14 protein-coding genes are annotated in these 25574 nt (G+C 41.3%); 13 read left to right on the top strand and 1 reads right to left on the bottom strand.

The window, feature by feature from the left end; translation table 11 throughout:
- Positions 1–162: 162 nt before the first annotated feature.
- The 13 genes from PLE34_RS07820 to PLE34_RS07760 all read left to right on the top strand — a co-directional run bounded on the left by PLE34_RS07820 (position 163) and on the right by PLE34_RS07760 (position 23664).
- A complete protein-coding gene (locus PLE34_RS07820; protein WP_324555620.1) occupies positions 163–1083 on the top strand; it encodes an AraC family transcriptional regulator in 921 nt (306 codons plus the stop codon).
- A gap of 147 nt (positions 1084–1230) precedes the next feature.
- Positions 1231–1863, top strand: a complete 633-nt coding sequence (locus tag PLE34_RS07815) for a LutC/YkgG family protein (RefSeq protein WP_324555618.1) — start codon at positions 1231–1233, stop codon at positions 1861–1863.
- A gap of 645 nt (positions 1864–2508) precedes the next feature.
- Positions 2509–5721, top strand: a complete 3213-nt coding sequence (locus tag PLE34_RS07810) for a SusC/RagA family TonB-linked outer membrane protein (protein ID WP_324555616.1) — start codon at positions 2509–2511, stop codon at positions 5719–5721.
- A 21-nt stretch (positions 5722–5742) separates the two neighbouring features.
- Complete coding sequence (locus tag PLE34_RS07805; RefSeq protein ID WP_324555614.1) at positions 5743–7245, top strand: RagB/SusD family nutrient uptake outer membrane protein; 1503 nt, start codon at positions 5743–5745, stop codon at positions 7243–7245.
- A 327-nt stretch (positions 7246–7572) separates the two neighbouring features.
- Entirely contained in the window at positions 7573–8739 is a 1167-nt protein-coding gene (locus PLE34_RS07800; RefSeq protein WP_324555612.1) for a metallophosphoesterase, read from the top strand.
- Positions 8740–8776: 37 nt separating this feature from the next.
- Positions 8777–10336 carry a sulfatase gene (locus PLE34_RS07795; protein ID WP_324555610.1) on the top strand — a complete coding sequence of 520 codons (1560 nt, stop codon included), beginning with the start codon at positions 8777–8779 and terminating at the stop codon, positions 10334–10336.
- 160 nt (positions 10337–10496) lie between these two features.
- The gene (locus PLE34_RS07790; protein WP_324555608.1) at positions 10497–12881 is read left to right on the top strand and encodes an alpha-L-fucosidase; all 2385 of its coding nucleotides are present in this window, start codon (positions 10497–10499) and stop codon (positions 12879–12881) included.
- A 392-nt stretch (positions 12882–13273) separates the two neighbouring features.
- Positions 13274–15628, top strand: a complete 2355-nt coding sequence (locus tag PLE34_RS07785) for an alpha-L-fucosidase (RefSeq protein WP_324555606.1) — start codon at positions 13274–13276, stop codon at positions 15626–15628.
- Between the two features lie 65 nt (positions 15629–15693).
- Positions 15694–17346, top strand: a complete 1653-nt coding sequence (locus PLE34_RS07780; protein WP_324555605.1) for a sodium:solute symporter — start codon at positions 15694–15696, stop codon at positions 17344–17346.
- 43 nt (positions 17347–17389) lie between these two features.
- On the top strand, positions 17390–17845 hold the full coding sequence (locus PLE34_RS07775) for an L-rhamnose mutarotase (protein ID WP_324555604.1): 456 nt from the start codon (positions 17390–17392) through the stop codon (positions 17843–17845).
- 29 nt (positions 17846–17874) lie between these two features.
- Positions 17875–19251, top strand: a complete 1377-nt coding sequence (locus tag PLE34_RS07770) for a LutB/LldF family L-lactate oxidation iron-sulfur protein (RefSeq protein ID WP_324555603.1) — start codon at positions 17875–17877, stop codon at positions 19249–19251.
- A gap of 64 nt (positions 19252–19315) precedes the next feature.
- Complete coding sequence (locus tag PLE34_RS07765) at positions 19316–20038, top strand: (Fe-S)-binding protein (protein WP_324555602.1); 723 nt, start codon at positions 19316–19318, stop codon at positions 20036–20038.
- 356 nt (positions 20039–20394) lie between these two features.
- The gene (locus tag PLE34_RS07760; protein ID WP_324555600.1) at positions 20395–23664 is read left to right on the top strand and encodes a DUF8487 domain-containing protein; all 3270 of its coding nucleotides are present in this window, start codon (positions 20395–20397) and stop codon (positions 23662–23664) included.
- 606 nt (positions 23665–24270) lie between these two features.
- Here the strand turns inward: PLE34_RS07760 and PLE34_RS07755 are convergent.
- Positions 24271–25494: an enolase C-terminal domain-like protein gene (locus PLE34_RS07755; RefSeq protein WP_324555596.1), complete on the bottom strand. Its 1224-nt coding sequence runs from the start codon at positions 25492–25494 to the stop codon at positions 24271–24273.
- Positions 25495–25574: the final 80 nt, after the last annotated feature.

Here is a 25574-nt window from a genome sequence, read left to right as displayed (position 1 = left end):
CATAGCCAATCCCACTGGATCCACCAGTTAGAAATAAAACCTTATCTTTTAATAGCATCTATTTAATTTAAATTATCTTCAACGATAGGACAAAATACCAGTTTTGCCTGCTGAAAAAAAATGGAGTATATCAGTACTTTGATAGATAATCCTATTATAATTATGAAAGGAGAAAAAAACAGATACAAGGGGTTAACCACAAGAAGGCGTGATGGCTTCATGGGTGAAAAGCAAATCATATTACCTGTAAAGCTTTTGAAAGAACGAATTGAGGATGATCCCTTACTTAATAGTCTTTATATAACACTTATAGGCTATTTTCCCAAAGCCTCTTTTCATTACCGGGAAAGGAGATGGGGTTGCCGGGACAATATTTTATTCTACTGTGTGAATGGAAAAGGCTGGTATGAAAACAAATCGGGCTATTGTGAAATTAAGGCAAATGAATTTGTAATCCTGCCCGCTACCGATAAATACCTTCGTTATGGCGCACATGCGGAAGACCCCTGGTCTTTATACTGGGTGCATTTTTGCGGAACCAAAATCCCGCACTTCAATCAAATTTATAATCTTGAGCAATTCCTGACGCCAACTGTTCTCCGTCCGGACGAAAGAAGAATTGGTTTATGGGAAGAAATGTACAATACGCTTGAAATGGGATACAGCCTGGATAACCTGAGCTACGCCAATTTTTGTTTGTACCATTTCGTGGCTTCTTTCATATTCAGGAACCATAACTTCTCCAGCTTTGAGAAAAAAGATGATAATATTATTACACAAGCTATTCTGTTTATGCGTGAAAACCTGAACAAAAAACTTTGGATAGATGAAATAGCCGGTAAATTTTCTTATTCAGCATCCCATTTTTCAAATCTTTTTCGTAAACAGACAGGGTTTGCCCCTTTGGATTATTTTATTAACCTTAAAATTCAGAAAGCTTGTCAGTTACTGGACCTTACCGAGATGAAAATAAAAGATGTGGCAGCATTTATTGGATATGAAGATCCCTATTTCTTTAACCGCATTTTTAATAAAATTATTGGCATGTCGCCGTCTGAATACCGCCGGACCAATAAAAATTGATTTGCTTTGTTCATCAATCGACATTCGATAGGAGGGGGACAGGGGAATTCTGCCGGGCAATAATAGAATTATCCAGTATTTAAGGCGAATATTCTATTTTTTAAAGATTAATAAAAGCAGACTTTTAAGCCACAACGGCTTATTGTTATGGAGGATTCAACAGCAAGAACCAATATTCTAAGTAAAATTAGTCAGGCTTTATCAAATCCCACTTCCGTGCCCTATCCTGGTGCAGATATAGCTGAACCTTTCATTAGACCTGGGCAGGAGTCATTGATTGAATTATTCGAGAGAAAATTTACAGGTTTGCTGGGAAAATTTTTTTTATTCGGCACTCCCGCTGAGCTTAGTAATAAATTACGTGAATTAATAATAGAAAATAGATGGACGCATATTTGCTGTAAAGATAGTGCGTTGAACCGGCTTCTGGGAGATGCAAACGGGCCCTTTATTCGCTCTGGTACTTTACAAAATGTTGATGCAGCTATCACAGATTGTATGCACCTGGTAGCCAGTACCGGAACAATCCTGTTGGGCTCCGACCAGTCTTCAGGAAGGGCTTTACCCGTATATGCACCCGTCCATATTGTAATTGCTTTTGCCCGCCAACTGGTTTTTGATTTAAGGGAAAGTATTGAATCTGTTATGTTAAACGGGGCCGGTCATTTACCTTCCTCACTTGTATTTGCTTCCGGACCGAGCCGTACCGGAGATATTGAAAAAACATTGGTAGTGGGCGTACATGGTCCCGGGGAAGTTTATGTGTTGATGTTATCATAGCGTTTCGAATCTATTGCTATAGGTTTTGCAGTAGATAATTTTACTCCTAATATTTGAATTTTAAAACCGTTGTTGCTGCCTTTATTTTTCACAGATGATTGTCCGGAACAGTCCAGGTTTTTACCTGTCTTGATGGTGGCCAGTTGTTAAATACCGGCGGACCAGATGCCTTTTTACTGATGCATTTTTTCCCCTTTGATAAATCATTTGGCGCTTTTACATCTACCCTTTAGATGAAGTATTTTTTAATGCTGTTTTTGCGATGATGGTTGAGGCTTTGTCAGGTAATGCAGAGACTTTTTATTATATATGCAGGGATCGCTTTCCTTCTTTTGTAAATAATTGAATAATCCAGTAATATAAGCAGATATTCTATTGATGCCTATTGTTAAGTTTAGCAACTTTACTTCCTGTTATACCGCGGTATTATACAATAGCAGATGCTTGTTCAACGATTTGCATTCTTCAGTTTATATGAAGTTTACACCAGCGTCATTATTTCTATTGCAAAGGGTTTGAGAGGATATCTGTAGCTGCACTATGAAATATTTTCCAGGAAGCTAAGACTTTTTTATCTGTCAGAATATAAGGATATATTCTGTGAGGTAACTATTTTATAAACTATAAACGAAAACTTAACTGCGTATGGAAAAGTTACATATTTCCCTGCCCGTTAAACAAACCTGCCGGTTATGCACAGGAATGATGGGCAGACTTGTTTGGGGTGTTGCCCGGGAATCTAAAGTCTTATTTGCAATAGTTTTTATTGCATTGCCATCTTTATTATCATTACCGCTTAAAGCCGCCCCATTTTTTTACGGTGATAATACAGCATCAAAATTATTTAATGAAAGAACAACCTTTCAGGACAGAGTGGTTAAAGGTATAGTTACTAATGATGGAGGTGAAGTCCTGGGCGGCGTAACCGTACAATTGAAAGGCAGTAATACTATTGTCACTACCGCGCAGGATGGTTCTTTTTCCATAAGTGTACCGGACGGTGCAGCTACGCTTATTTTTTCCTATATCGGTATGCAATCCCAGGAGGTAAACATAAGGGATAACAGCCCCATTAGGATTGCACTAAAGGTTGAGGATAATACGCTTTCCGATGTTGTAGTGGTGGGTTATGGTACACAAAAGAAGATCAACCTTACGGGTTCTGTTGCTACGGTAGGATCCAAAACTTTGTTGGAACGTCCTGCCACCAATGCTGCAAACCTGCTTCAGGGAAGGATTACAGGGTTGCACGTAATCCAACCAACGGCATCACCCGGACGGGATGATCCCCAATTTCAGATAAGAGGCTTGGGTTCTTTTGGAGCATCTTCCAGTCCATTGATACTTGTAGACGGTATTGTTGGTTCCATCACCAATCTTAATCCCAATGATATTGAAAGTGTTTCGGTACTTAAGGATGCGGCATCGGCAGCTATTTATGGTTCAAGGGCTGCTAATGGTGTGATACTCGTAACTACTAAAGGAGGAAAAAAAGGAACGCCTCTCCTAGAATATCGTTTGGATGTGGGTTCGCATTCAGCAACCAGGCTTCCCGATTTTATTTACGACTCCGGGGAGTACATGACCATGTACAATGCTGCGAAAGAAAGGGTTGGACAGCCCGCCCTGTTTACACAGGATCAGATCGATGCCTATAGAAACCCTAGCGACCCGGCCCAATACCCTAACTTTAACTGGACGGATCATTATTTTAACCCGGCAGCCGTCGTAAACCACAACCTCCGCTTCTCGGGAGGTAGCGATCGTACGAGGTACAGCATTTCTTTGGGGTATCTTGACCAGGACGGCGTATTGCCCTCCTTCAACTACAAGCGGTATAACGCCATCCTCAACCTGAACTCCCAGCTCAATAAACGAATCAGGGTCGGAACGATCGTCAACATGACTAAGAAAAGAATAGCGGAGCCAAGAAGCGTAAACAGTGATGTGGTTTTGCTGGTGTACAAGGGAGCACCCAACTATACACCCTTTCTACCGGATGGAAGCGGAAGGATCACACGCTACGCGTATCCTCAGGCAGGACATAACAGAAGCCCCGAAACCGACCTCCATCCCGGCAATTATCAACATACCAGCTCCCACGCTATCAACGCTCAGGCCTATATGGACGTACAACTGTTAAAAGGTCTTGTTTGGCAGGTAAAGGGCGGCTTCAACTACAATGGCGAAACCTACAAGAGCCATCAGCAGGTCGTACCGCAATATGAATTTTTCAAGCGTCCCGGAGCAGATGATTTTGCCTACGTGGATGATGGAGGAAAAAGCGGAGGTGTTACCGACAGGTACTCCCAGAATTTGCTTCCATCACTTTATTCAACCCTTACCTACGATAAAACCTTTGGTAAATATCATACCCTTAAAGTATTGGGGGGCTATGAGCAGCAGTCATTTAAAACACAGTTCCTGCAAGGTGCCCGGCTTAGTTTTCCAACACCCGGATTGGCGGAAATCAATGCAGGATCTCCTGTAGGTCAAAGTCTTTCAGGTACATCAACAGAATGGGCACTGCGTTCTTATTTTGGCCGTGTGAATTATGATTATATGGGCAAATACCTGCTGGAGGCCAATATCCGTTATGATGGAAGTTCACGTATAGCCGAAGATAACCGATGGGGTGCTTTTCCTTCCCTATCTGCGGGATGGAGAATATCAAAAGAAAATTTTATTCAGAACAATGTAAGCTGGATAGATGATCTGAAACTGAGGGCTTCATTAGGAACACTGGGTAACCAGGAAATAGGTTTGTATCCTTACCAGGATATCCTGAACCTTTCTGAATATCCTTATGGATCTACATTACAGGCTTCTACCATAATTACCCGTTTAACAGATAAGAATATTAAATGGGAATCAACACGGGTATTGAACTTTGGTGTTGATCTTGATATCTATAAAGGACTGTTCGGGGTTACATTCGACTGGTTTAAAAAGAATACATACGATATTCTTACTACACAACCGGTGCCCGGAAGCCTTGGATTAAGTGGTCCGGTTACCAACGATGGAAAACTGCAGAATATCGGATGGGAAGCACAACTCCGGCATGCCAACCAGGTTGGAGACTTTAGCTATAGTGCATATTTCCTCTTTTCTACCTTTAAAAATAAACTACTTAAAATACGCACACCTACCAAAGGGGTAAATGAGGTAGGACTGCCGTATGGCTCCTATTATATGTATGAATGGATAGGTATTTTTCAAAGCCAGGATGATATTGATAAATCTCCTGATCAGCCTTTTTTTCCACCAAGACCAGGCGATCTTAAAATTAAGGACCAGAATGGCGATGATGTTGTGAATGCAGAAGACAGGAAAACAGTAAAAGGTATTTTTCCAGACTTCACCTATTCCTTCGGCTTCACCGCTGCATGGAAAGGTTTTGCACTCTCTGCTTTTTTCCAGGGCACACAGGGTAACAAAATGCCATTGAACGGATGGGGCATTGATCCTTTTATTCAGGGTACGCCGCCAACAGCAAAATTCCGGGATGCCTGGAGCCCAACCAACCCGAGCAATACGGTTCCCGCAATCTATGAATCCTGGACTTATGGCGGTGTTTCTGCATATCCATCCACCTATTATTTACAGGATGCCTCTTACCTGCGTTTGAAAAATGTAAATCTTTCTTATGCGCTGCCCAAAAGCGTAGCAGATAAGATATGGTCTAAGGGACTAACGGTATATGTCTCCGGAGATAACCTGCTCACCTTTACAAAGTTCGAAGGAGCAGACCCGGAAACACTATCCAGAACGGGCAGCACGATCAGCGGGTGGGGCCGGTACGCACAGTTCCCCCAGGTAAGAATATTGAATTTCGGAATCGATGTTAAATTATAGAACACTAAAAATATCAAATCCATGAGAGTTTTCAGAAAATTAAGGGTAGCCGGTTTGACTGCGATTATGCTATCCTCATTGTCATGCAGTGATAACCTGCTGGATCGACATCCGCTTGACCAGATTGCAAGCGGCAATTTCTGGCAGACGGAAGACGATGTAAAAATGGCACTTGCAGGCTGCTATAGGCAGCTTCAATCAGACTTCCTAAGCTATAGGAGGATATGGCTGGACTGTCTTTCTGATAATGCATATGCAAAGTCGCCTTATTTTAATATGCAACAGATGATTTTGGGTGTTACAAGTCCTACTTCAGGAGGGGCGGTAACCATGGCTTATAATACTCCCTACAGGGGAATAGCAAACTGTAATTACTTTCTTGCCAATATTGATAACGTTCCTATTGATGAGGCAAAGAAAACAGTCTATAAAGGAGAGGTCAGATTTTTGAGAGCGTTGATGTATTTTGACCTTGTAGACTTTTTTGGAGATGTTATACTGTACAGGGAAAGACCAGAAAGCGCAGAAGCTGCTAAAATCGAGAAAAGCCCTAAATCTGAGGTGCTTGCTTATATTCATGAAGACCTTGATGTGGCAATCAATTCGCTACCTGACGCAGTCTATGCTGGACATGCAGTTAAAGGCAGTGCCACTGCTTTTAAAGCAAGAGTACTCCTATATGAGCAGAAATGGCAGGAAGCAGCTTCGTACGCACTCCAGACTATGCAGTCCGGCAAATTTGCTATAGCTGATGATTACCTAGGAATATTTTTAACGGCTACCCAGGGCGGCAATCCAGAAATTATATTCTCTACACAATACCTTAGCCCTACCAATCCTACGGAATTTACAGAAAGCATGGATGTCAAGATCGGTTGGTATAGTGCCATCAATCCCTATCAGGATCTGGTTGATGAATTTGAATGTGTTGATGGATTGCCTATATCAGAATCTCCACTATATGATCCGGTGACGCCATTTGCCAGTCGCGACCCACGATTAATATTGAATATGCGTCGAGAAGCCGAAGAGAGTTGGCCACAACCCTCCCTTCCCGGACTAACAGGATATGTAATGAGAAAATATGCTGATTTTTCACATGCTCCTTTTAGTTATGCTAAAACAGATTCCGATCAGGACATGGTTTGGATAAGGTATGCAGATGTTTTGCTGATGTATGCCGAAGCAAAGAATGAAGCCAGCGGCCCGGAGGCAAGTATATATGATGCGCTCGATGAAATCCGTTCCAGACCTGGAGTAAATATGCCTCCTGTTGACAGGGTAAAGTATAGCACAAAAGAATCACTTCGTGATTTTATAAGACATGAACGTCGCGTAGAACTCGCTTTGGAAGGACTGCGTTATTTTGACATCAAAAGATGGAAAATTGCACATACGAAACTTCCAACTATCAAAAATCCGGGTGGAGTAAATCTGGTATTTGAGCAGAAACATTACTTGTTTCCTTTTCCCCAGGCAGAGTTGGATAATAATCCTGAGTTGAAACAGAATGATGGGTATTAATATACGTAAGTTAATATTAATTAAAATGGAATGCACCCAACATTTCTTTCAGGTTTTTGTTTCATAGTTGGTTAGTCCTCACTTCGTCCGAAGAACGACCTTTGGTCATTTGGACGAAGTGACCTCTCCCTGTCTGCATCTGCTGAATAGGAATTAGCGCAAAGCTTTGAATTTTTCTCATCGTAGGTAAATGCACTAAAAATGAGAAATTGATGCTAATTGGAAATAGGGTTATTATTATATAATAAATGGGCTTAGGCAAAATTAATCATCTTACTTCTTCCAAAAGATCCATGAAAAAAATACAATTCCTAAAAAAGAATTATCATGAAAAAAATTATTGATACTTGGCTATATGTAGTGCTTGGTATTGGATTGGTCTGTATAGTCGAGTATCCTCTGATTAAAAGAGGAAATATACCAGAATCCCTCATCGGTAAATGTGGATTCTCTGACTTCAAATTGAATACTTTCGACTTTCTTTCCTGGCTGGATAAAGCAACCAATGAAAAAGAAAATGGTAGTACAAATAACCACCGTGATCCTTGCCCTTTTAGTGTTATCATTTTTCCTGACACGCAAATTTATTCGAAAGATTCTCGAACATGGAGAAAGTCGAGCAGGAAAGAAATTTTTACTGCAATGACCGGATGGGTAAAAGAGCGTGCAAAAGTAGATAATATTAAATTCTTACTTCATATGGGAGATGTTGTAAACGATGATGATGAAATATACCAATGGGAAAATGCAAACAATGCTTTAAGCATTTTAGATGATGCTGTACCATATGTTATAGCTGTTGGAAACCATGATATGGTAGCTGGTAACCCTAAATGGATACCGGATAGTTCTAGAAATACAACAAATTTTAATCATTTTTTTCCCTTTAGCCGGTTTGAAACTCAAAAATGGTATGGGGGAAGAATGGCAGATGATTATGATAATTCTTTCCATTTTTTTGAAGAAGGGGGATTAGAGTTTATTATTATCAGTTTGGCTGTAGCACCGACAGATGAGATGTTGAATTGGGCAGAGAGCATATTAAAGCAATATGCATCTAAAAGAGCTATTATTATTACGCACAGTTATATGTTAGCTGATGATAGAAGGGATTATCCGGGTGGATTTGGGTACTTACCCGCAAATGGAAATACAGGAGAGGAAATATGGAATAAATTAATTAAGAAACATGCTAATATTTCTTTGGTTTTAAGCGGACACGTGACCAATGACAATACGCACAAGGGCTTAATGATAAGTAGAGGTGATAATGGAAATCAGGTAATTCAACTTTTAAGCGGGGAGGGTCATGATGGCTGGCTAAGGATACTTCAATTTATTCCTTCAAAAAATAAGATAAAAGTGCAAAGTTATTCACCCTGGCATCCTAAAAGTACCGATGAACAATATCTGCAATATCCTTTTTCGCTGCCCGGTTATAATACAGATTCACTACATCAGTATGAATTAGCATATAACATGAATAGCGAATAATAGAGAGTATCAATTTATAATTTAAGTATAAAATAGCATGTATTATACTAGAATTTTGATTCTGAAGATTAGTTCTTCTGTGCTTTTCCTGATGCTTATTTTTACTTCGGTTAAGGGGCAACAGAAAGTATCCAAACCTCCTAATATTATCATATTTATGATAGACGATATGGGATGGCAGGATACGTCTGTTCCCTTTGGGGATAGTGTAACATCTTTCAATAGGTTATACCACACCCCTAATATGGAGCGCCTTGCTAGAGAAGGGATAAAGCTTACAAATGCCTATGCTAACTCCGTTTGTACACCCACAAGAGTTGCCTTAATGACCGGGATGAATGCCGCCCAAAGCCGTATTACGAGTTGGACAACTATCCAAAAGGGCCAAACATCCGATGTTATTGATAGTACATTTCTGCCAATTGATTGGAATTTTGACGGCTTGAGCACTGATAAGAAAGTATCAGGTACGGCTTATGCAACTCCGCTACCTCAATTACTCAAACAAGAGAGGTATTATACCATTCACATTGGTAAAGCTCACTGGGGATCAACAGGTACATCTGGATCAAATCCCCATAATCTCGGGTTTGTCGTTAATAAAGGAGGACACGCTGCAGGCCATCCACAAAGTTATTTGGGCGAAGAGAATTTTGGTAAGTTGGAGGGGCGCACCAGCCCTCATTCAGTCCCAGATTTGGAGGAGTATCACGGTACTCCCGTTTTTTTAACGGAAGCGCTTACCCGCGAAGCTATCAAATCATTGAATGAGCCTGTAAGTAAGAATCAACCATTTTTTCTTCACATGGCTCATTACGCGGTTCATGCACCATTAACCGCAGATGAAAGATTCTATCGGAAATATTCAAATATGGGTATTTCGAAATCCGAAGCGGAGTATGCCAGTATGATAGAAGGCATGGATAAAAGTTTAGGTGACATTATGGATTATTTAGAATACCATAATTTGGAAAAAAACACAATCATCATTTTCATGTCCGATAATGGGGGACTTACATTTGTGCCGCCACGAGGAGGTAATGCATATATACATAATCTACCACTTCGCGCCGGTAAAGGATCGATCTACGAAGGTGGCATTCGTGTGCCAATGTTAGTAAAATGGCCCGGCGTAGTGAAGCCAGGTAGCAAATCTGAACAATATCTGATTATAGAAGATTTCTTTCCGAGCATCTTAGAAATGGCTGAGATAAAAAGCTATAGTACGCTTCAGGAAATTGCCGGGAAAAGTTTTGTACCTGTTTTAAGAAACCCTGCATACAATGATACTACCCGGGCTATAGTGTGGCATTTTCCCAATAAATTCATAATGCAGCCAGGCCCCGCCATTAGTTATGTCAGTGCGATACGACAAGGAGACTGGAAATTGGTTTATTTAATGAAAGAACAAAAGCTCGAACTTTTTAATTTAAAAAACGATCTTGGAGAATTATATGACTTGTCAGAACAATACCGTCAAAAAACAAAACATTTAGCGCAGGTATTAACGAAAAAATTAAAAAAATGGAATGCTCAGATGCCTACATATCGTGAAACAAATAAAAAGGTTCTATGGCCAGATAAGTTAATCAACTAATGCTAAATAATCATCAAGATCTACCAATAGAATTGTAAGCAAATTGCTCGGACATGGGTTTTTTCATAAAGACTTTTTTCAGTTGCCTGGTAAATGAAAGTGAGGCATGTAACTTGAAATTGCCTGCCAGCAAATTAAAAAATAAGTTATACACGAAGTTATGATCAATTATATCAAAAGATACCTGTTGCTTGTAACCTGTTTTGTCAATTCTCTTTGGCTATTTGGTCAAAGTGTTCCAGACGTGCTTTTTTTTAAAGACAAGTTACAACCCATTACGGAAGACAATATTTTTAAAACGGATGGCTACTACCATTCAGGTTCTTCCATTATAAAAGGTAATGATGGGAAATACCATCTTTTTTACTCCCGTTGGAAAAAAGAATATTCCTTTTCAGGCTGGATAGTTTTTTCTGAAATAGCCCATGCTATTGCCGATAGGGCTGAAGGTCCATGGGAATATAAAGAAACCGTATTACAAGGTGGTGGCAAAGAACAATGGGATTCAGTCATGACTCATAATCCAAAGATTAAATTTTTTGATGGTAAATATTATCTCTATTACAGCTCTATTAATTATAGGGATGGAACATATACCCTTAGTGATCTGAAAAAAATACTGCAGGCCGGACCATCCGATCCGAAATGGAGAATATTGCATAATAGTCAACGAATTAGTGTAGCTGTTGCAAACTCTCCCAATGGTCCATGGAAACGCGCTGATTCACCTATAGGAATTTCCGGGTCAACCACAACCTTAAAAATAAGCAGTGACATTATACAAAAAGAGGACAGAGGCTATTGCCTTATCGTAGAAGATGTTGAAACAGATATAACTGACGTACCCCGTAACCAGTTAATAGCCTTTTCCGATTCTCCGGTTGGACCTTTCGAATTGCAGAAAAAACCGCTGACTGATTTTATGAGATCCGATGATATATCTACGTGGTACGACAAAAAAAGAAAGCATTACTATGCTGTTTTCCCTTCGAGTAGCTTTATCGGCATGATTAGCTCCACAGATGGCATCGACTGGAAGAAAGCAACAGAATATGTGTTGATGCCCAAAGTAATACCGTATCAACATAAGGACACGCTTCATCCCAGCCAAATAGAAAGGCCATTTGTTTATTGTGAACAAGATGATCCGCGGGTGGTAAGTGTGACAGTGCAGAAAGATGATGAATCGTATATTGCTTTTTTACCAGTACGGGTAGATAAGTTAGTGCTCCCAAATAAAAGGCAACTCGCCTGGCAAGAAGCTGAAATTGGAGCGATATTCCATTACGAACTGCATATTTTTGATGGGCAAAAATACATACAGGAGAATATTCGTATCAACCCGGTTAAGGATTATCAGACATTTAATCCTACAAAACTAGATACTGACCAATGGGTTAAAGCTGCAAAGGATGCTGGTTTTACATTTGCTTTATTAACGGCAACTCATGAATCAGGTTTTGCTTTGTATCAATCGGATGTGAACCCTTATTCCATGAAGGCGTTGAATTTTCAAAATGGGAAAGGTGATATTGTGCGCGATTTCGTGAATTCATGCCGCAAGTATGGTATTAAGCCGGGCATATATTTAGGTATTCGATGGAATTCATTTTTTGGTGTACATGATTTCAAATTAAATGGAGAGGGCGAGTTCCGAGAAAACCGCCATAAATGGTACAACAGAATGGTTGAAGGCATGGTGAAAGAGATCTGTACTCGTTATGGAAGCCTGTTTGAGATATGGTTCGATGGAGGAGCAGATCATCCTGCTTCCGGAGCTCCGGACGTATTGCCGATTGTACAACAATATCAGCCCGATTGTATATTCTACCATAACAGGCAATTAGCCGAAGTCAGGTGGGGAGGCTCAGAGTCGGGCACCGTAAACTATCCGTGCTGGGCGACATTTCCGTTTTATGCATTTGGAGCAGGAGAATCATTTAATCCGATAGTATCCAAAAATAATTATGAGATACTTAAAGTAGGTGATCCGGATGGTAGGTACTGGATGCCGGCCATGTCCGATGCCCCACTACGAGGATCAAATGATGGCCATGACTGGTTTTGGGATCCGGGTTGTGAATCTCATGTTTCGTCGCTTGACAAGTTGATGGATATGTACTATAAATCCGTTGGGCGAAACTCTACTTTGATTATGGGATTAACACCTGATGCCGATGGCTTATTACCTGAACCAGATGTAAAGCGTTTGCAAGAATGGGGTAATGAAATTCGTAGAAGATTTTCAAACCCATTGGCTAAAACCTCAGGAAAGGGTAACAGGATTACACTCCAACTATATGGTACAAAAAAAATTAATCATATTATAATTCAGGAAGACATTCGTCAGGGAGAGCGCATTCGTGAATATAGAGTTGAGGCTTTTATAAAGAATAAATGGAAAACAATCTGCGATGGACAATCGATAGGGCATAAACGTATACAGCAGTTTGAACCTACTGAATGCACCAAAATACGCTTAGTTGTTGTAAAAGCAACTGCCGAGCCGATTATTAAGAGTTTTTCAGTTTTTTGGGTAGATTAAAAGTATTCACATTATAGAATAGATTACAGCGAGCATAATTTCTTCTTTGTTTAATCATTTGTAATTGAAAAAGCGTTTAACATTGAACATGAACCAATCGAAAAGTGGAAAATGATCAGGGAGGATAAAGAGCCTTTAATAAATCCCAAAGCTTATAAATTTATAATCGGTAAGTATTGACTTATAACGCGTCGCTACTCATTTGCAGTAGGGTTATTAAGATTAAACATAAGGACCATTCTACGCGCTATTCTATAGGTAATTAAAAAACTAAAGATAGCAGTGATGAATAAATAGAATAGTCCAGCCAAAAAGCCCGATATTCTATTTACAAACTCATTCTGAAAGTGGATATTTACTTTTTATTAATCAGAAAGCATAATAATAAAAAAATGATGAACGGAATCTTTGCAAAACGAGCTTCCCTGTTGGGTATTTTATTGTGGAGTATAGGTTGTGTATCGGCGCAATCAACCTGGACAAATCCCATCGTTAAACAAGGCCGCCTGGGATCGCCGCTGGTGGAATCATCTCCTTTTGTTTTTAATGACCGGTTATACCTCATGGAGAGCAACCAGCGTTTCTGGGATGTAAAGGGCGCCAAACCGGGCGATTTGTTTCATGAGGATGAAGTGCGGATCAAAGATGTTGCTACCGGAAAGATTGTATCCGTTGCTTTAAAAAATCATGGATTTGGAACCGTACTAACACACAACGGCAGGGTATATATTTTTGCCGGTAATTACGGGCAGGGAAAACCGTGGCGGCAGATGACGGAAATTACAATGACAAGTTCTGCTGATTTAAAAAAATGGACAAAGCCTGTTACCGTATTTAAAGCTAATCCCAGGGAGTTCTTTTACAATACTGCCGTAACCCGGGGGAAAGATACATTCATTTTATTGTACGAAACCAATGATCCCACCTGGAAGCCCTTTACGTTCAGGTATCTTGCATCAGACGACCTGGTGAACTGGAAAGAAATTCCCGGCGCTGTTTATGGAAAAGATAAATATGTTGGCGGGCCTGCCTTATACTATGAAGGTGGATGGTATTATACCTTATATCTTGAAAATATTAAAATGGGTTACGAAACCCGGATTACCCGGTCAAAGGACCTGGTGAACTGGGAAGACGCACCTGCCAGCCGGCCATTTATAACCTTCGATCCTTCCATTCGGAATATTCCATTGATTGATCCGGGAATACCCGAAAGCAATGCCTCTGATGTTGAATTGTGTTATTATAACGGGCAAACCATATTGTATTTTACGGGAAGTGATCAAACAACTGCAGGCGATTTGCAATGGGCTACCTATGATGGAACCCCGGCACAGTTATTTGCGTATTTTTTTGAGGATACACAAAAGCAAACCTTTGTATCGCCCGATCATAAAGGCAATTGGGCGCCGGTTCTTATCGCGCCTTCAGGCGGGGTGCAACATCAAAATGTTCACAATGAAATAAAAACGAAACCGTCTCCGCAACAATTAACGTATCAGCAGGAGCAGCTCGGAGCTTTCATTCACTTTGGACCGGCTACCTATATCAAATCTGATATGCTTGCCGTTCCGGTTGCTGATTTATTTAATCCATCTAAGCTGGATGCAGATCAATGGGTAAAGACAGCCCAGTCTTTTGGCGCCAAGCATATCGTTTTAACAGCCAAACATCATAATGGATATTGTTTATGGCCTACTGAAACAACCGATTACTCCGTTAAGCAATCGTCATGGAAAAACGGGAAGGGCGATGTAGTAGGTGAATTTGTGAAGGCCTGCAGGAAATATGGCGTTAGAGTGGGGCTTTATGTATCCGGAGGCGATAAACATTTTGGCTGCACCAGCACCCCGGATCCTCAGGGAGAAAGAAAGTTAGTTGGCAACATCAATAAATATTTCCCGGTGTTTTTGGAACAGTTGAGAGAGCTGCTGACCAACTATGGTGAAATTTCATATCTGTGGTTTGACGGCGCCTATGACCCTTTTGGCTGGGATGTAATGGATCCTGAAACGATGAAGCCATTGGGTACGGCATTTGGTGATGCCATTCACGCTATGGTAAAGCATTTGCAACCCGGCGCTGTAATTATGGGTGGCACCCGGCCGGATATACGCTGGTCGGGAAGCGAGCAGGGATGGGCTGCGTATCCGTTATGGAATGTAGTAAAACCAGGAGAGGGATTGTCTCATTGGGTAGGCCCGCAGAATGCAGGATGGTTACCTGCTGAAGCCTGCCTTCATACACGCGACACGTGGTTTTGGGTTCCGGATTCTGACAAAACATTACGGAATATGGACTTTCTGACTAAAACCTATTTTGAGTCTATCGGTCGTGGTGCTAACCTGCTTATTAATATGACACCCGATACCAGCGGAATAATTCCGCCTGCTGAAGTAAAAAGCCTGTATGAATTTGGGAAAAAAATAAATAGCATGTTCGCTGATCCGTTGGCACAAGCAAATCAAAACATAGTGGGAGATACCATTCATTTACACATGTCTGAAAAAAAGAGGGTGGGATTGATTGAAATAGAAGAAGACATCCACAACGGACAATTTATACAACAATATAAAACAGAAGCATATATTGCCGGTCAATGGAAAACGATAACTTCAGGCCTAAGCATTGGAAGGAGGCGCCTGGAAGCTATTGAACCTGTAGAAACGAGTCAGGTGAGGCTGATAATAACAAAGCGTAGTGCAGAAAAGAAAATCAGGAAGTTTGCTGTATACACAAAACGCTGATGAAATATTTCCTGTTAGATTAATTTCCTGTTTATAGTGCTTATCCAACATTTGAATCTTGCCAGATGATTAAAACCCCTGATCTGATCATTAGTATTTTGTATATACTCATTATTGTTTTCGTAGGCCTATGGGCTGGTTTACGAAAAAGAAAGAAGAGCAGAAGCAGTGCCTCTGATGAGTATTTCCTGGCTGGAAAAACGTTAAGATGGCCGGTAATAGGATTGGCTTTATTTGCTACGAATATATCCTGTATTCACCTTGTGAGCCTTGCTCAGTCAGGGTTTGATACGGGACTGCTGAATGGCAACTTTGAATGGATGGCTGCATTTACCCTTATTTTACTGGCATTGTTTTTTGTTCCTTTCTATATCAGGTCTAAAGTGCCTACCTTACCTGTTTTTTTGGAAAAAAGGTATAACACGGCCTGCCGTGACTGGCTTACTGTTATTTCAATTGTATCGGCGGTTATTATCCATATTGCCTTTTCATTGCTTGCAGGGGGAATTGTGTTAGAAACGCTTTTCGGAATTGATATGTACGTAAGTGTTACGGTAATTTCCGTATTGGTAGCCGTGTATACCATCATTGGAGGCTTAAGGGCTGTTGTAATAACAGAGTCTATTCAAACCATAGTATTGGTTGCAGGGGCTATCGTTATTACCGCTGCGTCATGGTTAAAACTGGGCGGCTGGACCTCATTGGTTCAGGTACTGGAAGAGCACCAGGCTATGGAAAAGATTTCAATGCTCAGACCCCATGGCGATAGCAGCAAGATGCCCTGGTACGCTGTTTTGCTTGGGTATCCGGTATTAGGGATATGGTACTGGTGCGCTGATCAAACTATTGTTCAGAGGGTTCTGGGAGCGAAAGACGAGAACCACGCACGGGTAGGCTCCCTTTTTTGCGGATTTATTAAAATACTGCCTGTATTTATTTTTGTGGTGCCGGGTTTAATGGCCTATGGGTTGGCGCAAAAAGGTTTGATAGATCTTAGCTCCATCACCACTGTTACTGCGTCTGGCGAAGCGGTCGTGAACAGTAAAGGCATATATACGCTCATGATCACCCAATTATTACCAACTGGTTTAATTGGAATAGTAGTAGCTGCATTGCTTTCCGGTTTAATGAGCCAGGTATCAGGAGCGCTGAACTCCATTTCAACACTTGTAAGTTATGACCTCATTAAAAGGTTTAGACCTGGTGTAAAAGATAAGCAGTTGGTAAAGTTGGGGCGTATAGCAGTGGTGGTTGCTCTTATATTTTCTGTTGCCTTATTGCCGTTGCTTAATAGCTATGAGAGCTTGTTTAACGGGTTAAATGATATCATTGCACATATTGCACCTCCAATTACCTGTGTTTTTCTATTGGGAATATTCTGGGAAAAGGCATCAGCCAAATCAGCTCAGTATACTTTATGGATGGGCTCTTTGCTCGGCGTAGTTGTATTTACTATTAATAAGCTGCTTCCATTAAGCATCATAGGTAAGATACCATTTATGATGATGGCTTTTTACCTGTTTTGCGCATGCCTGGTGATGCAGGTGCTGCTGTCGTTTGCGTATCCTGTACAGCATACGGAAGACAGTAAAACATTATTCTGGCGGTCTCCCTGGGAGCCCTTACAAAGCAAAGGATGGAAAGGATTGGGAAATTATAAATGGCTATCGGCATTATTGGTTGCCTGTGTGGTTATGCTGTATATGCTTTTTGGATAGTAGCGGAATAACAACGTTTTGTAAACCTTTAAATTGAATGAAAATGCGATACTATGCATCTTGTGTCCTGTTGTTTGCAGCGTTATCTTTTTACAGTTGCCGTGAAACGGGCGCTGCTGCAACAGATCAGGACACACGAACTGAAGCAACAAAAAAAGAGCCACTTCGGATAGGAATGGTTACCGGTCTTAAACCAGAGAAGATAGCTTATTATAAAGAACTCCATGCCAATACATGGGAGGGCGTACTAAAAAAAATTAAAGAATGTAATATCCGTAACTATTCAATTTATTTTAAGAAAATAGAGGATAAATACTATTTGTTCAGCTATTATGAATACATAGGAGATAATTATGAGCTGGACATGAAAAAAATGGCATCCGATGCGGTAACACAACGTTGGTGGAAAGAAACTGACCCCTGTCAGCAGCCATTGTCCGATGCCGCTGCAGCAGGAGAAATATGGTCACCGATGGATGAAGTATTTCATACGGAATAGATTTTGATCACGCCATTAAACCATTCCACATGCATGAACAGGAAAAAATATTCCAGGAGGAAAGCAGGATAAAAGCGACTGACCTGGAGCACAGGCGGAAAATTAACTATAGCCTGATGCAATCAGATATTGCTTTTCAGAAAGGGAAAAATGTATTCCCGGGTCTGGAATCAGCGCGCAAAAGAGCCAAAAACATAAAATGGGAAACGATTGAGCACTTAAATAAATACCTGCTGGAATTTGAAAAAAAATTTACAGAAAGGGGAGGCAAAGTAATATGGGCAGAAAATCCGCAACAGGCATTAGACGCGGTTTTACAAATATGCAAACAGAAACAGGCTAAAAGTGTTGTCAAGAGTAAGTCCATGGTTACAGAAGAAATTCATTTGAATCCTTTTTTATCGCGGCATGGTATTGAAGTAGTGGAAACGGATCTTGGTGAGTATATACAGCAATTGTCCGGAGAGGCGCCTTATCATATGGTAGCACCTTCAATGCATAAAAGCAGGGAGGAAGTGGCCCTGTTATTTCATGAAAAATTAAATGCACCACCCGGTTTGGCTCCTGAGGAGCTTACATTATTTACCAGACAACTACTTCGTCAAAAGTATGTGGAGGCGGATATTGGAATTACCGGGGTAAATTTTTTACTGGCTGATATCGGCGCTGTGGCGGTAACAGAAAATGAAGGGAATGCAAGATTATGTACCAGTTTTCCTAAAACGCATATTGCCATTACCGGTATTGAAAAGATATTGCCGTCTGTAAGCGACCTTGCCTTGTTCTGGCCTTTATTGGCAACGCATGGTTCAGGACAGCAGGTAACGGTTTACAATACCATCTTTTCCGGTGCAAAGAAAGAAAATGAACCAGATGGTCCCGAAGATATGTATGTGATATTGCTGGATAACGGAAGGACCAATATACTTGCCGATGTTACAGCAAGGGAAAGTTTGTTTTGTATACGTTGCGGAGCCTGTTTAAATGTGTGTCCGGTATTCAAAAATATTGGGGGGCATACGTATAAAGCTACCTATGGCGGGCCTATCGGTTCGGTCATAACCCCTTATCTGAGTGGGCTTAAATCTTATAAGCACCTCAGTTATGCTTCATCGCTTTGCGGGGCTTGTACACAAGTGTGCCCGGTTCATATTAATCTACACGAGCTCTTGTTGTATAACCGCAATAAGTCGGTAAAGGCCCATTTCGGTTCCCGTAGTGAAAAATTAGGATGGTTGCTATGGAAAAAGGCCTGCCTGAGCCGTGCAATGATGAACATGACAAATGGCAGGATTAAAAATTTTATGATTAAACTCCTTTTCCGGAAAAGCTGGGGTGATAACAGGAGCCTTCCGGACTTTGCTCCCAAAACTTTTAATGAGCTGTGGAAAGCAACCGGCCAATAATTATTTCAAAAGTTACAAGGGATTGTGAGTGGTTTACTTCTGCCCTTGATCAATACTATTGTGTATGCATGTTAGTCTTTTTATTCCCTGCTTTGTAGATCAGTTGTATCCACAAACTGCTTTTAATATGATAAAGGTATTGAAAAAGGCAGGCTGTACGGTACATTACAATGCGGAACAAACCTGCTGCGGGCAACCCGCATACAATGCCGGGTATTGGGATGAATGCAGGAGTGTTGCTGAAAAATTTGTTCGCGACTTTTCAGAAAATGAATACATTGTAGCACCCAGCGGATCCTGTATCGGGTTTGTAAGAAATTACTATGGTAAGGTACTCGAGAATAACGGACATGAAAAAGAAATGCATCATCAGCAATTGCCTGTATATGAGTTTACGGAATTTTTGACTACTGTTTTGAATGTAGAAGATCTTGGAGCTGAATTTAAAGCTTCGGCTGTATATCATGATGCCTGCGGCGCCCTGAGGGAGTGTGGCATAAAGGATGCTCCAAGAAAATTGCTGCGGCATGTGAAAGGACTGCAATTGATTGAGGCACCGGATTGCGAAGTGTGTTGTGGTTTTGGCGGCACTTTTGCGGTGAAGTTTGAACCTATCTCTATTGGAATGGGAGAACAAAAGGTGTTAAATGCAATTGAAATGGGAGCTGAATATATTATTTCTACAGATTTATCCTGTTTACTGCATTTGGATGGGTACATCCGGAAACATAAGCTGGCTTTGAAAACCATCCATATTGCCGATGTGCTGTCAGCGACCTTAGCATGACGGGCAGCGAAACGAGGAAACTGCAGTTTTACCTTTCCGGCACGTGGAGACACGTGCCGGGGCAATCACCGCGGTACGTGACCACCACCAATCACCATGGTATGTGTCTCACGTACCACTATCAATCGCCGTGGTATGTGTCTCACGTACCACCACGAGGGTTTCTTTTTATTTAAGTTTACGGTTATAGTGCGGACACGAACCACGGCGGGAAATGAAAGCTAGTATGGGAGAGGATTTTAGCCCCTCTCCGGGCGGAGAGGGGTTGGGGTGAGGCAAAACCAGGCTACTAAAGGCTTTTTGCACTTTACCCGGACAACAATTTAAAATTTATCATTTATAGAAATGCCTAAACTATGGCAAAGAGAAAACAAATAGTTTATTTACAATGGCAAAGAGATAATCGTCGTGTTTTATCTATCCTGCTTGTCATTTTTTTTCTTATTAACCAGAGCGTGGCACAGGATAAAATATCACTGGCTGGCACCTGGCGGTTTGCTTTGGATCCGGACAGCGCCGGATATAAGGAGAAATGGGCCGCTACAACATTACCAGAATCTATACAATTGCCCGGTACAACCGATGAAGCGGGTTACGGTATTCCAACTACCGGTTCTGACTATGGCATATTAACCCGGGCTCATAAATACATTGGTCCGGCATGGTATCAAAGAACCATACAAATACCACCATCATGGAAGGGGAAGGCTGTTATGCTTTATTTGGAAAGGGTTTTGTGGGAAAGTAAAGTTTATATAGACGGAAAGGAACTGTCTGCGCTTTCGCCTTTATATGTTCCCCATATACACAACCTGGGTATATTATCTCCCGGTAATCATATACTGACTATTCGTATAAATAACGATCTTATTCATGACATCGGAGATAAAGGTCACGGCTACACAGCGTACACCCAAAGTATCTGGAATGGCATAGTGGGCCGTATTGAATTGCATAAAGTGGACGGGCTGAATATTTCCGCCGTTAAGACCTATCCCGACATAGATAAGCGCAGCCTGCGATTAGAAACATTTTTGCAAAACACATCCGGCTTACAAAATCCATTGTACATAAAAGCTGAGGTTAAGGAAACAGAGACTGGTAAATTAATAAAAACAATAAGCCAGAAAATTAACGCAAAACCCGGCGAACAAACTATCAATATCATCTTAGAGGATTTGAAGGGACTGCAACTATGGGATGAATTTACCCCTGCGTTATATGAAGTGAATGTGCGGTTGCAACAGGGTAAGCAAACTACGTATTGGTCAGATAAAATCGGTTTTCGGAAAATTACTACTACCCGGCATAAAATATTGGTGAATGATAACATATCATACATGCGTTGTAATTTGGATTGTGTCCATTTTCCGCTCACGGGGTATCCTTCATGTGATGAAACGGAGTGGGAGCGAATTTTTAAAATCTACAAATCATATGGGTTAAACATGGTCCGTTTCCATTCATGGTGCCCGCCTGAAGCTGCCTTTCGCGCGGCAGATAAAGTGGGCATTTATATACAGGCGGAAATAGTATGGATAGACTGGTGGATGACAGCTACACCGGAAAACAGGCCAGAAATGTACACAAAGGGTTTACCCGATGGCTTGGGAAAGAACCCCGATGCAGATGCTTTCGTGCAGGCGGAAATGAAGCGGATATTAGATGCGTATGGCAACCATCCTTCCTTTGTTTTTTTCTGTATCGGAAATGAACTGGGTAATTCTGATTTTGATATTATGGAAACATGGATCAAAAAAGCAAAGGCTGAAGATCCACGCAGATTATATGCTGTTTCTACAGCCAGAAAGATTATGCCGATTGATGATTATAACGCAACACACCAAATTCCGGGGATAGGAGGCACTTATGGAAACAGCGCTAACAAAACCGATGCAGGATTGGAGAAAAATTACAGACAAGCTACTATTCCTATTATGGCTCATGAAGTAGGGCAGTACCCTGTATATCCGGAATGGAGTGAAATAGATAAATACAAAGGTGTTTTAAAGGCCCGAAACCTGGAAGGCTTTAAGAAGATAGCGGAAAAAAACGGTATTGCAAGCCAGGATAAGGATTTTCATAAGGCCAGTGGGGCTTTACAGCAGCTATTGTATAAAAACCTCATCGAAAATATTTTATTAGCCCCATCCAGCGCTGGGTTTCAGTTACTGAGTATGCAGGACTACCAGGGGCAGGGGGAAGCATTGGTAGGCTGGCTGGATGCATTTTGGGATGACAAAAAGATAACTACTCCTGAACAGTTTCGTGAACACAGCAATGCCGTAGTGCCATTGATACGCACTAAAAGTTTTACATATACTAATAATGATACGATTGCCTTATCAATAGAACTGGCAAATTATTATAAAACGGCCTTGCGGCAACCCTTACATTGGGAGTTTATCAATGACAAAGGGACAGTTATAAAAAAAGGATTGGCTAAACGAAACCAGTTTCCACAAGGGCAACTCACGTTCGCTGATAGCCTGCTGCTGCCTTGCGCTATTTTTTCAAATGAGGCCGCACAATATACTTTTCGGTTATTTTTTGAAGATAATTCCTATAGCAATAGCTGGCAGTTTTTTATATATCCCTTACATGAAGAAATTACCCCTGCCGGTATATATGTTACAAGTCAATGGAATAATAAAACAGATAGTGTTTTATCGGTGGGGGGCAAAGTATTATTATTAGCTCATGAAGTGGGCACAAAAGCTACATCGCATCCGGTACATTTTTTCCCGTTGTTCTGGTCTTCCAGTTTTTTCCCGGGACAAAACAATGCAACATTAGGTTTGCTGATCAATGAAAAAAGTGCTGCGTTCAAACATTTTCCAACCCGCTATTTTTCCAACTGGCAATGGTACCCCATTTCAGCCGGGGCAAAGTATTTTAAACTATCAGATATGCCTGGCGGTTTTAAGCCACTGGCGCAGCCCATATCTGATTTTCATTTTAATGAAAAACTCGGAAGTATTTTTGAAACGAAAGTGGGTAACGGAAAGTTGCTGGTTTGCGGGTATAACCTCAACCAGCCTGGAAATGCGATAGCAAATCAATTGTATTATAGTTTAACAGAGTACATGAAAAGTGAAGCGTTTAGCCCGGCAGGTGATTTACCTGTGGATAAATTAAAACAAATTGTAGTAAGTGTTCCCGTTGCAATTAGCGAAGCACCGGTATCCGGTACCTTTAAAGATGCCTCGCTTTATGTAGAAGCAGGGGCTAATGCCGGTGAAAAAAGCAATGCCTGGAAAGCAAAGTTTGATAAGGTTACAATAGATAAAGGGTTCAGCTATACTGTTAATGGCGCCGGGGCTTACAAAAAAGAAGGGTTACATGGCTGGCTGGGTAAAACGATGAGTATAAATATTGCTCCGCCGCAAGGCGTAAAGGGATATGTATATCTGCATTTTATAAACCCTAAAAGATTAGTACATAAAGGAACTGTAAATGTTGAAGGCCGCGAGATAGACACCGGGGATATACCAGCTGAAGGCAAGTGGATAAAAATATTAGTGATGCGTGAGGATACTAATGACGGTAAGCTATATATCCGGGTCACATCAGACAACCTCCATCCTATGGAGATTGACAGGATGGTGATAATGGTGGAAGAATAAAGAAGCGGAGGAGTTTTTAATAAATCCTTCTGTATCCCAGCGCTGCGCCTTTGCTCACCGGCAAATTACAGCCGGTAATGAACCTGGACATATCTGATGCAGGAATACACATACTTTCGCTCACCTTTCCGGCTCGTGGAGACACGTGCCAATGACATCTTAGTAAAGTTGCTGTTTGTCAGCCAGTTGCAAATTGTGTTTTTAGATTAGACTTTTTTCCTTGTCACTTTTTATGGAAAAAGTAACCAAAAGCCACCCGAAAACGAATACCGCCCGTTTTCGGGAATACGCCCTGATTAAGCTTTTTTACTACTGTAACTTCAGCGGTAGAACGCTATGCTTTCTCAACTTACGGCACTCCTGAACCTGGCTAAACTTACCAACTCATCAACGATGATGGTAAGTATGCTGTAGTCGGATTCACAGTAGTACTGCTGTCTAATCGAAGGGAACGGCAAACGGCCGTACATCGTCCCCTCTGCAGACGGGTAGGAAGAAAAAAATGGCTACAATCATTCCAACGCGGTCTGCTTACCGCAGGCAGGGAGAAATCTGTCTTCGCTTTAATCATTGCAGATGCTCCCTTTACAGCAGGAATAGGCGTTGTTAAAAATAAAGATCGCAACTGCTGCCGGCAACCTCCGGCGTTTTGTATTTACCATCAACGATTTGAGCCGGATGGATAAAATGCTTTTTAAGATGGGGAATGTGTTCCAGAAATAACGCGTCATGCCCCAAAACAATATGATTAAAAAGCACCAGGTGCTGATGCAATTGGCCCATATCACCAACATGAGGTACAACCGGTATCCCTAATTTTCTGCACATCAGACTAACGGTGATAAATTCACTTACCCCGCCTACTCTTAAAGCGTCAACCTGTATAAATCCTGCACAGTTACTCTGGAGATAATTCTTGAACATAATGCCGTTGGGTACATGCTCGCCCAGGGCTAAAGGGGTTGGAGCGATCGCTTCAGCAAGTACCTTATGCGCCAGCACATCGTCAGGATGGGTGGGTTCCTCAATCCAGTAAGGGTTCATTGACTGCAATTCCCCGCAAATTTTTAAAGCTTGTGGTAGTGTCCACTGCTGATTGGCATCGAGCATAATCTTGATCTGGTCGCCTGCGGCTTTTCTTACCATATGCGACCTGGAAACATCCCTATCCGGATCTTTTGATCCAACCTTTAGCTTAATCGCGTTAAAGCCCGCTGCAACTGCTTTTTGCACGTTTTCTTTAACCTGTTCATCGGAATAACTAAACCATCCCACGGAAGTATCATAACCGGGATAACCTTGCTGAAGAATGGCTTTACGGTTATCCTTGCCCATTTCATTTTTCTTTATCAGCCCGAGTGCCTCTTCTTTTGTCAATATATTTTCCAGGTAAGAAAGATCCAGTGTATTTATGATCTGATTCGGGCTCAGGTCTGTAAGTAGTTTCCAAAGCGGAACCTTTCGCTTTTTTGCCCAAAGGTCGTAGCAGGCATTTGTGACGGAAGCCAATCCGAGGTGAACAACTCCTTTATGAGGTCCGAGCCAGCGGTACTGCTGATCGTTCGAGAATTGACGGAAGATATTGCCGAAGTCTGACATCAGATCCTCAATGTCTTTTCCCTTTAATTTTTCGGCGTAAAACTGCGCGGCTTTGCATACCAGTTCATTGCCTTCACCAATGGTAAATGCAAGTCCTGTGCCGCTAAGTCCAGTGTCATCCTTAAGTGTGGTAACAGCGTAGGAATAAACAGGATCCCGGTGCATGGCATCACTACCAGCCCCTTTAGCCAATGGAAAACGGGCATCAGATATTTGAATGTGCGTGATCATACAATTGATGGGTATGGACTTGTTTTATGATGCAGAGTTAAAAAACATAAACGGAACCAAAACTATGTTTTTTATTATCA

The organism is Agriterribacter sp., assembly GCF_035445465.1.
GTDB lineage: Bacteria > Bacteroidota > Bacteroidia > Chitinophagales > Chitinophagaceae > Agriterribacter.
The sequence above is the reverse complement of the archived record's forward strand: the minus strand, read 5'-3'. Positions and strand labels throughout refer to the sequence as shown.

Bases quoted from the DNA above. Each gene is read 5' to 3' on its own strand.
- PLE34_RS07820 (WP_324555620.1), top strand. From the start codon at position 163: ATGAAAGGAGAAAAAAACAGATACAAGGGGTTAACCACAAGAAGGCGT.
- PLE34_RS07800 (WP_324555612.1), top strand. From the start codon at position 7,573: ATGAAAAAAATTATTGATACTTGGCTATATGTAGTGCTTGGTATTGGA.
- PLE34_RS07795 (WP_324555610.1), top strand. From the start codon at position 8,777: ATGTATTATACTAGAATTTTGATTCTGAAGATTAGTTCTTCTGTGCTT.
- PLE34_RS07770 (WP_324555603.1), top strand. From the start codon at position 17,875: ATGCATGAACAGGAAAAAATATTCCAGGAGGAAAGCAGGATAAAAGCG.
- PLE34_RS07815 (WP_324555618.1), top strand. From the start codon at position 1,231: ATGGAGGATTCAACAGCAAGAACCAATATTCTAAGTAAAATTAGTCAG.
- PLE34_RS07760 (WP_324555600.1), top strand. From the start codon at position 20,395: ATGGCAAAGAGAAAACAAATAGTTTATTTACAATGGCAAAGAGATAAT.
- PLE34_RS07785 (WP_324555606.1), top strand. From the start codon at position 13,274: ATGATGAACGGAATCTTTGCAAAACGAGCTTCCCTGTTGGGTATTTTA.
- PLE34_RS07780 (WP_324555605.1), top strand. From the start codon at position 15,694: ATGATTAAAACCCCTGATCTGATCATTAGTATTTTGTATATACTCATT.
- PLE34_RS07805 (WP_324555614.1), top strand. From the start codon at position 5,743: ATGAGAGTTTTCAGAAAATTAAGGGTAGCCGGTTTGACTGCGATTATG.
- PLE34_RS07775 (WP_324555604.1), top strand. From the start codon at position 17,390: ATGCGATACTATGCATCTTGTGTCCTGTTGTTTGCAGCGTTATCTTTT.
- PLE34_RS07810 (WP_324555616.1), top strand. From the start codon at position 2,509: ATGGAAAAGTTACATATTTCCCTGCCCGTTAAACAAACCTGCCGGTTA.
- PLE34_RS07790 (WP_324555608.1), top strand. From the start codon at position 10,497: ATGATCAATTATATCAAAAGATACCTGTTGCTTGTAACCTGTTTTGTC.
- PLE34_RS07765 (WP_324555602.1), top strand. From the start codon at position 19,316: ATGCATGTTAGTCTTTTTATTCCCTGCTTTGTAGATCAGTTGTATCCA.
- PLE34_RS07755 (WP_324555596.1), bottom strand. From the start codon at position 25,494: ATGATCACGCACATTCAAATATCTGATGCCCGTTTTCCATTGGCTAAA.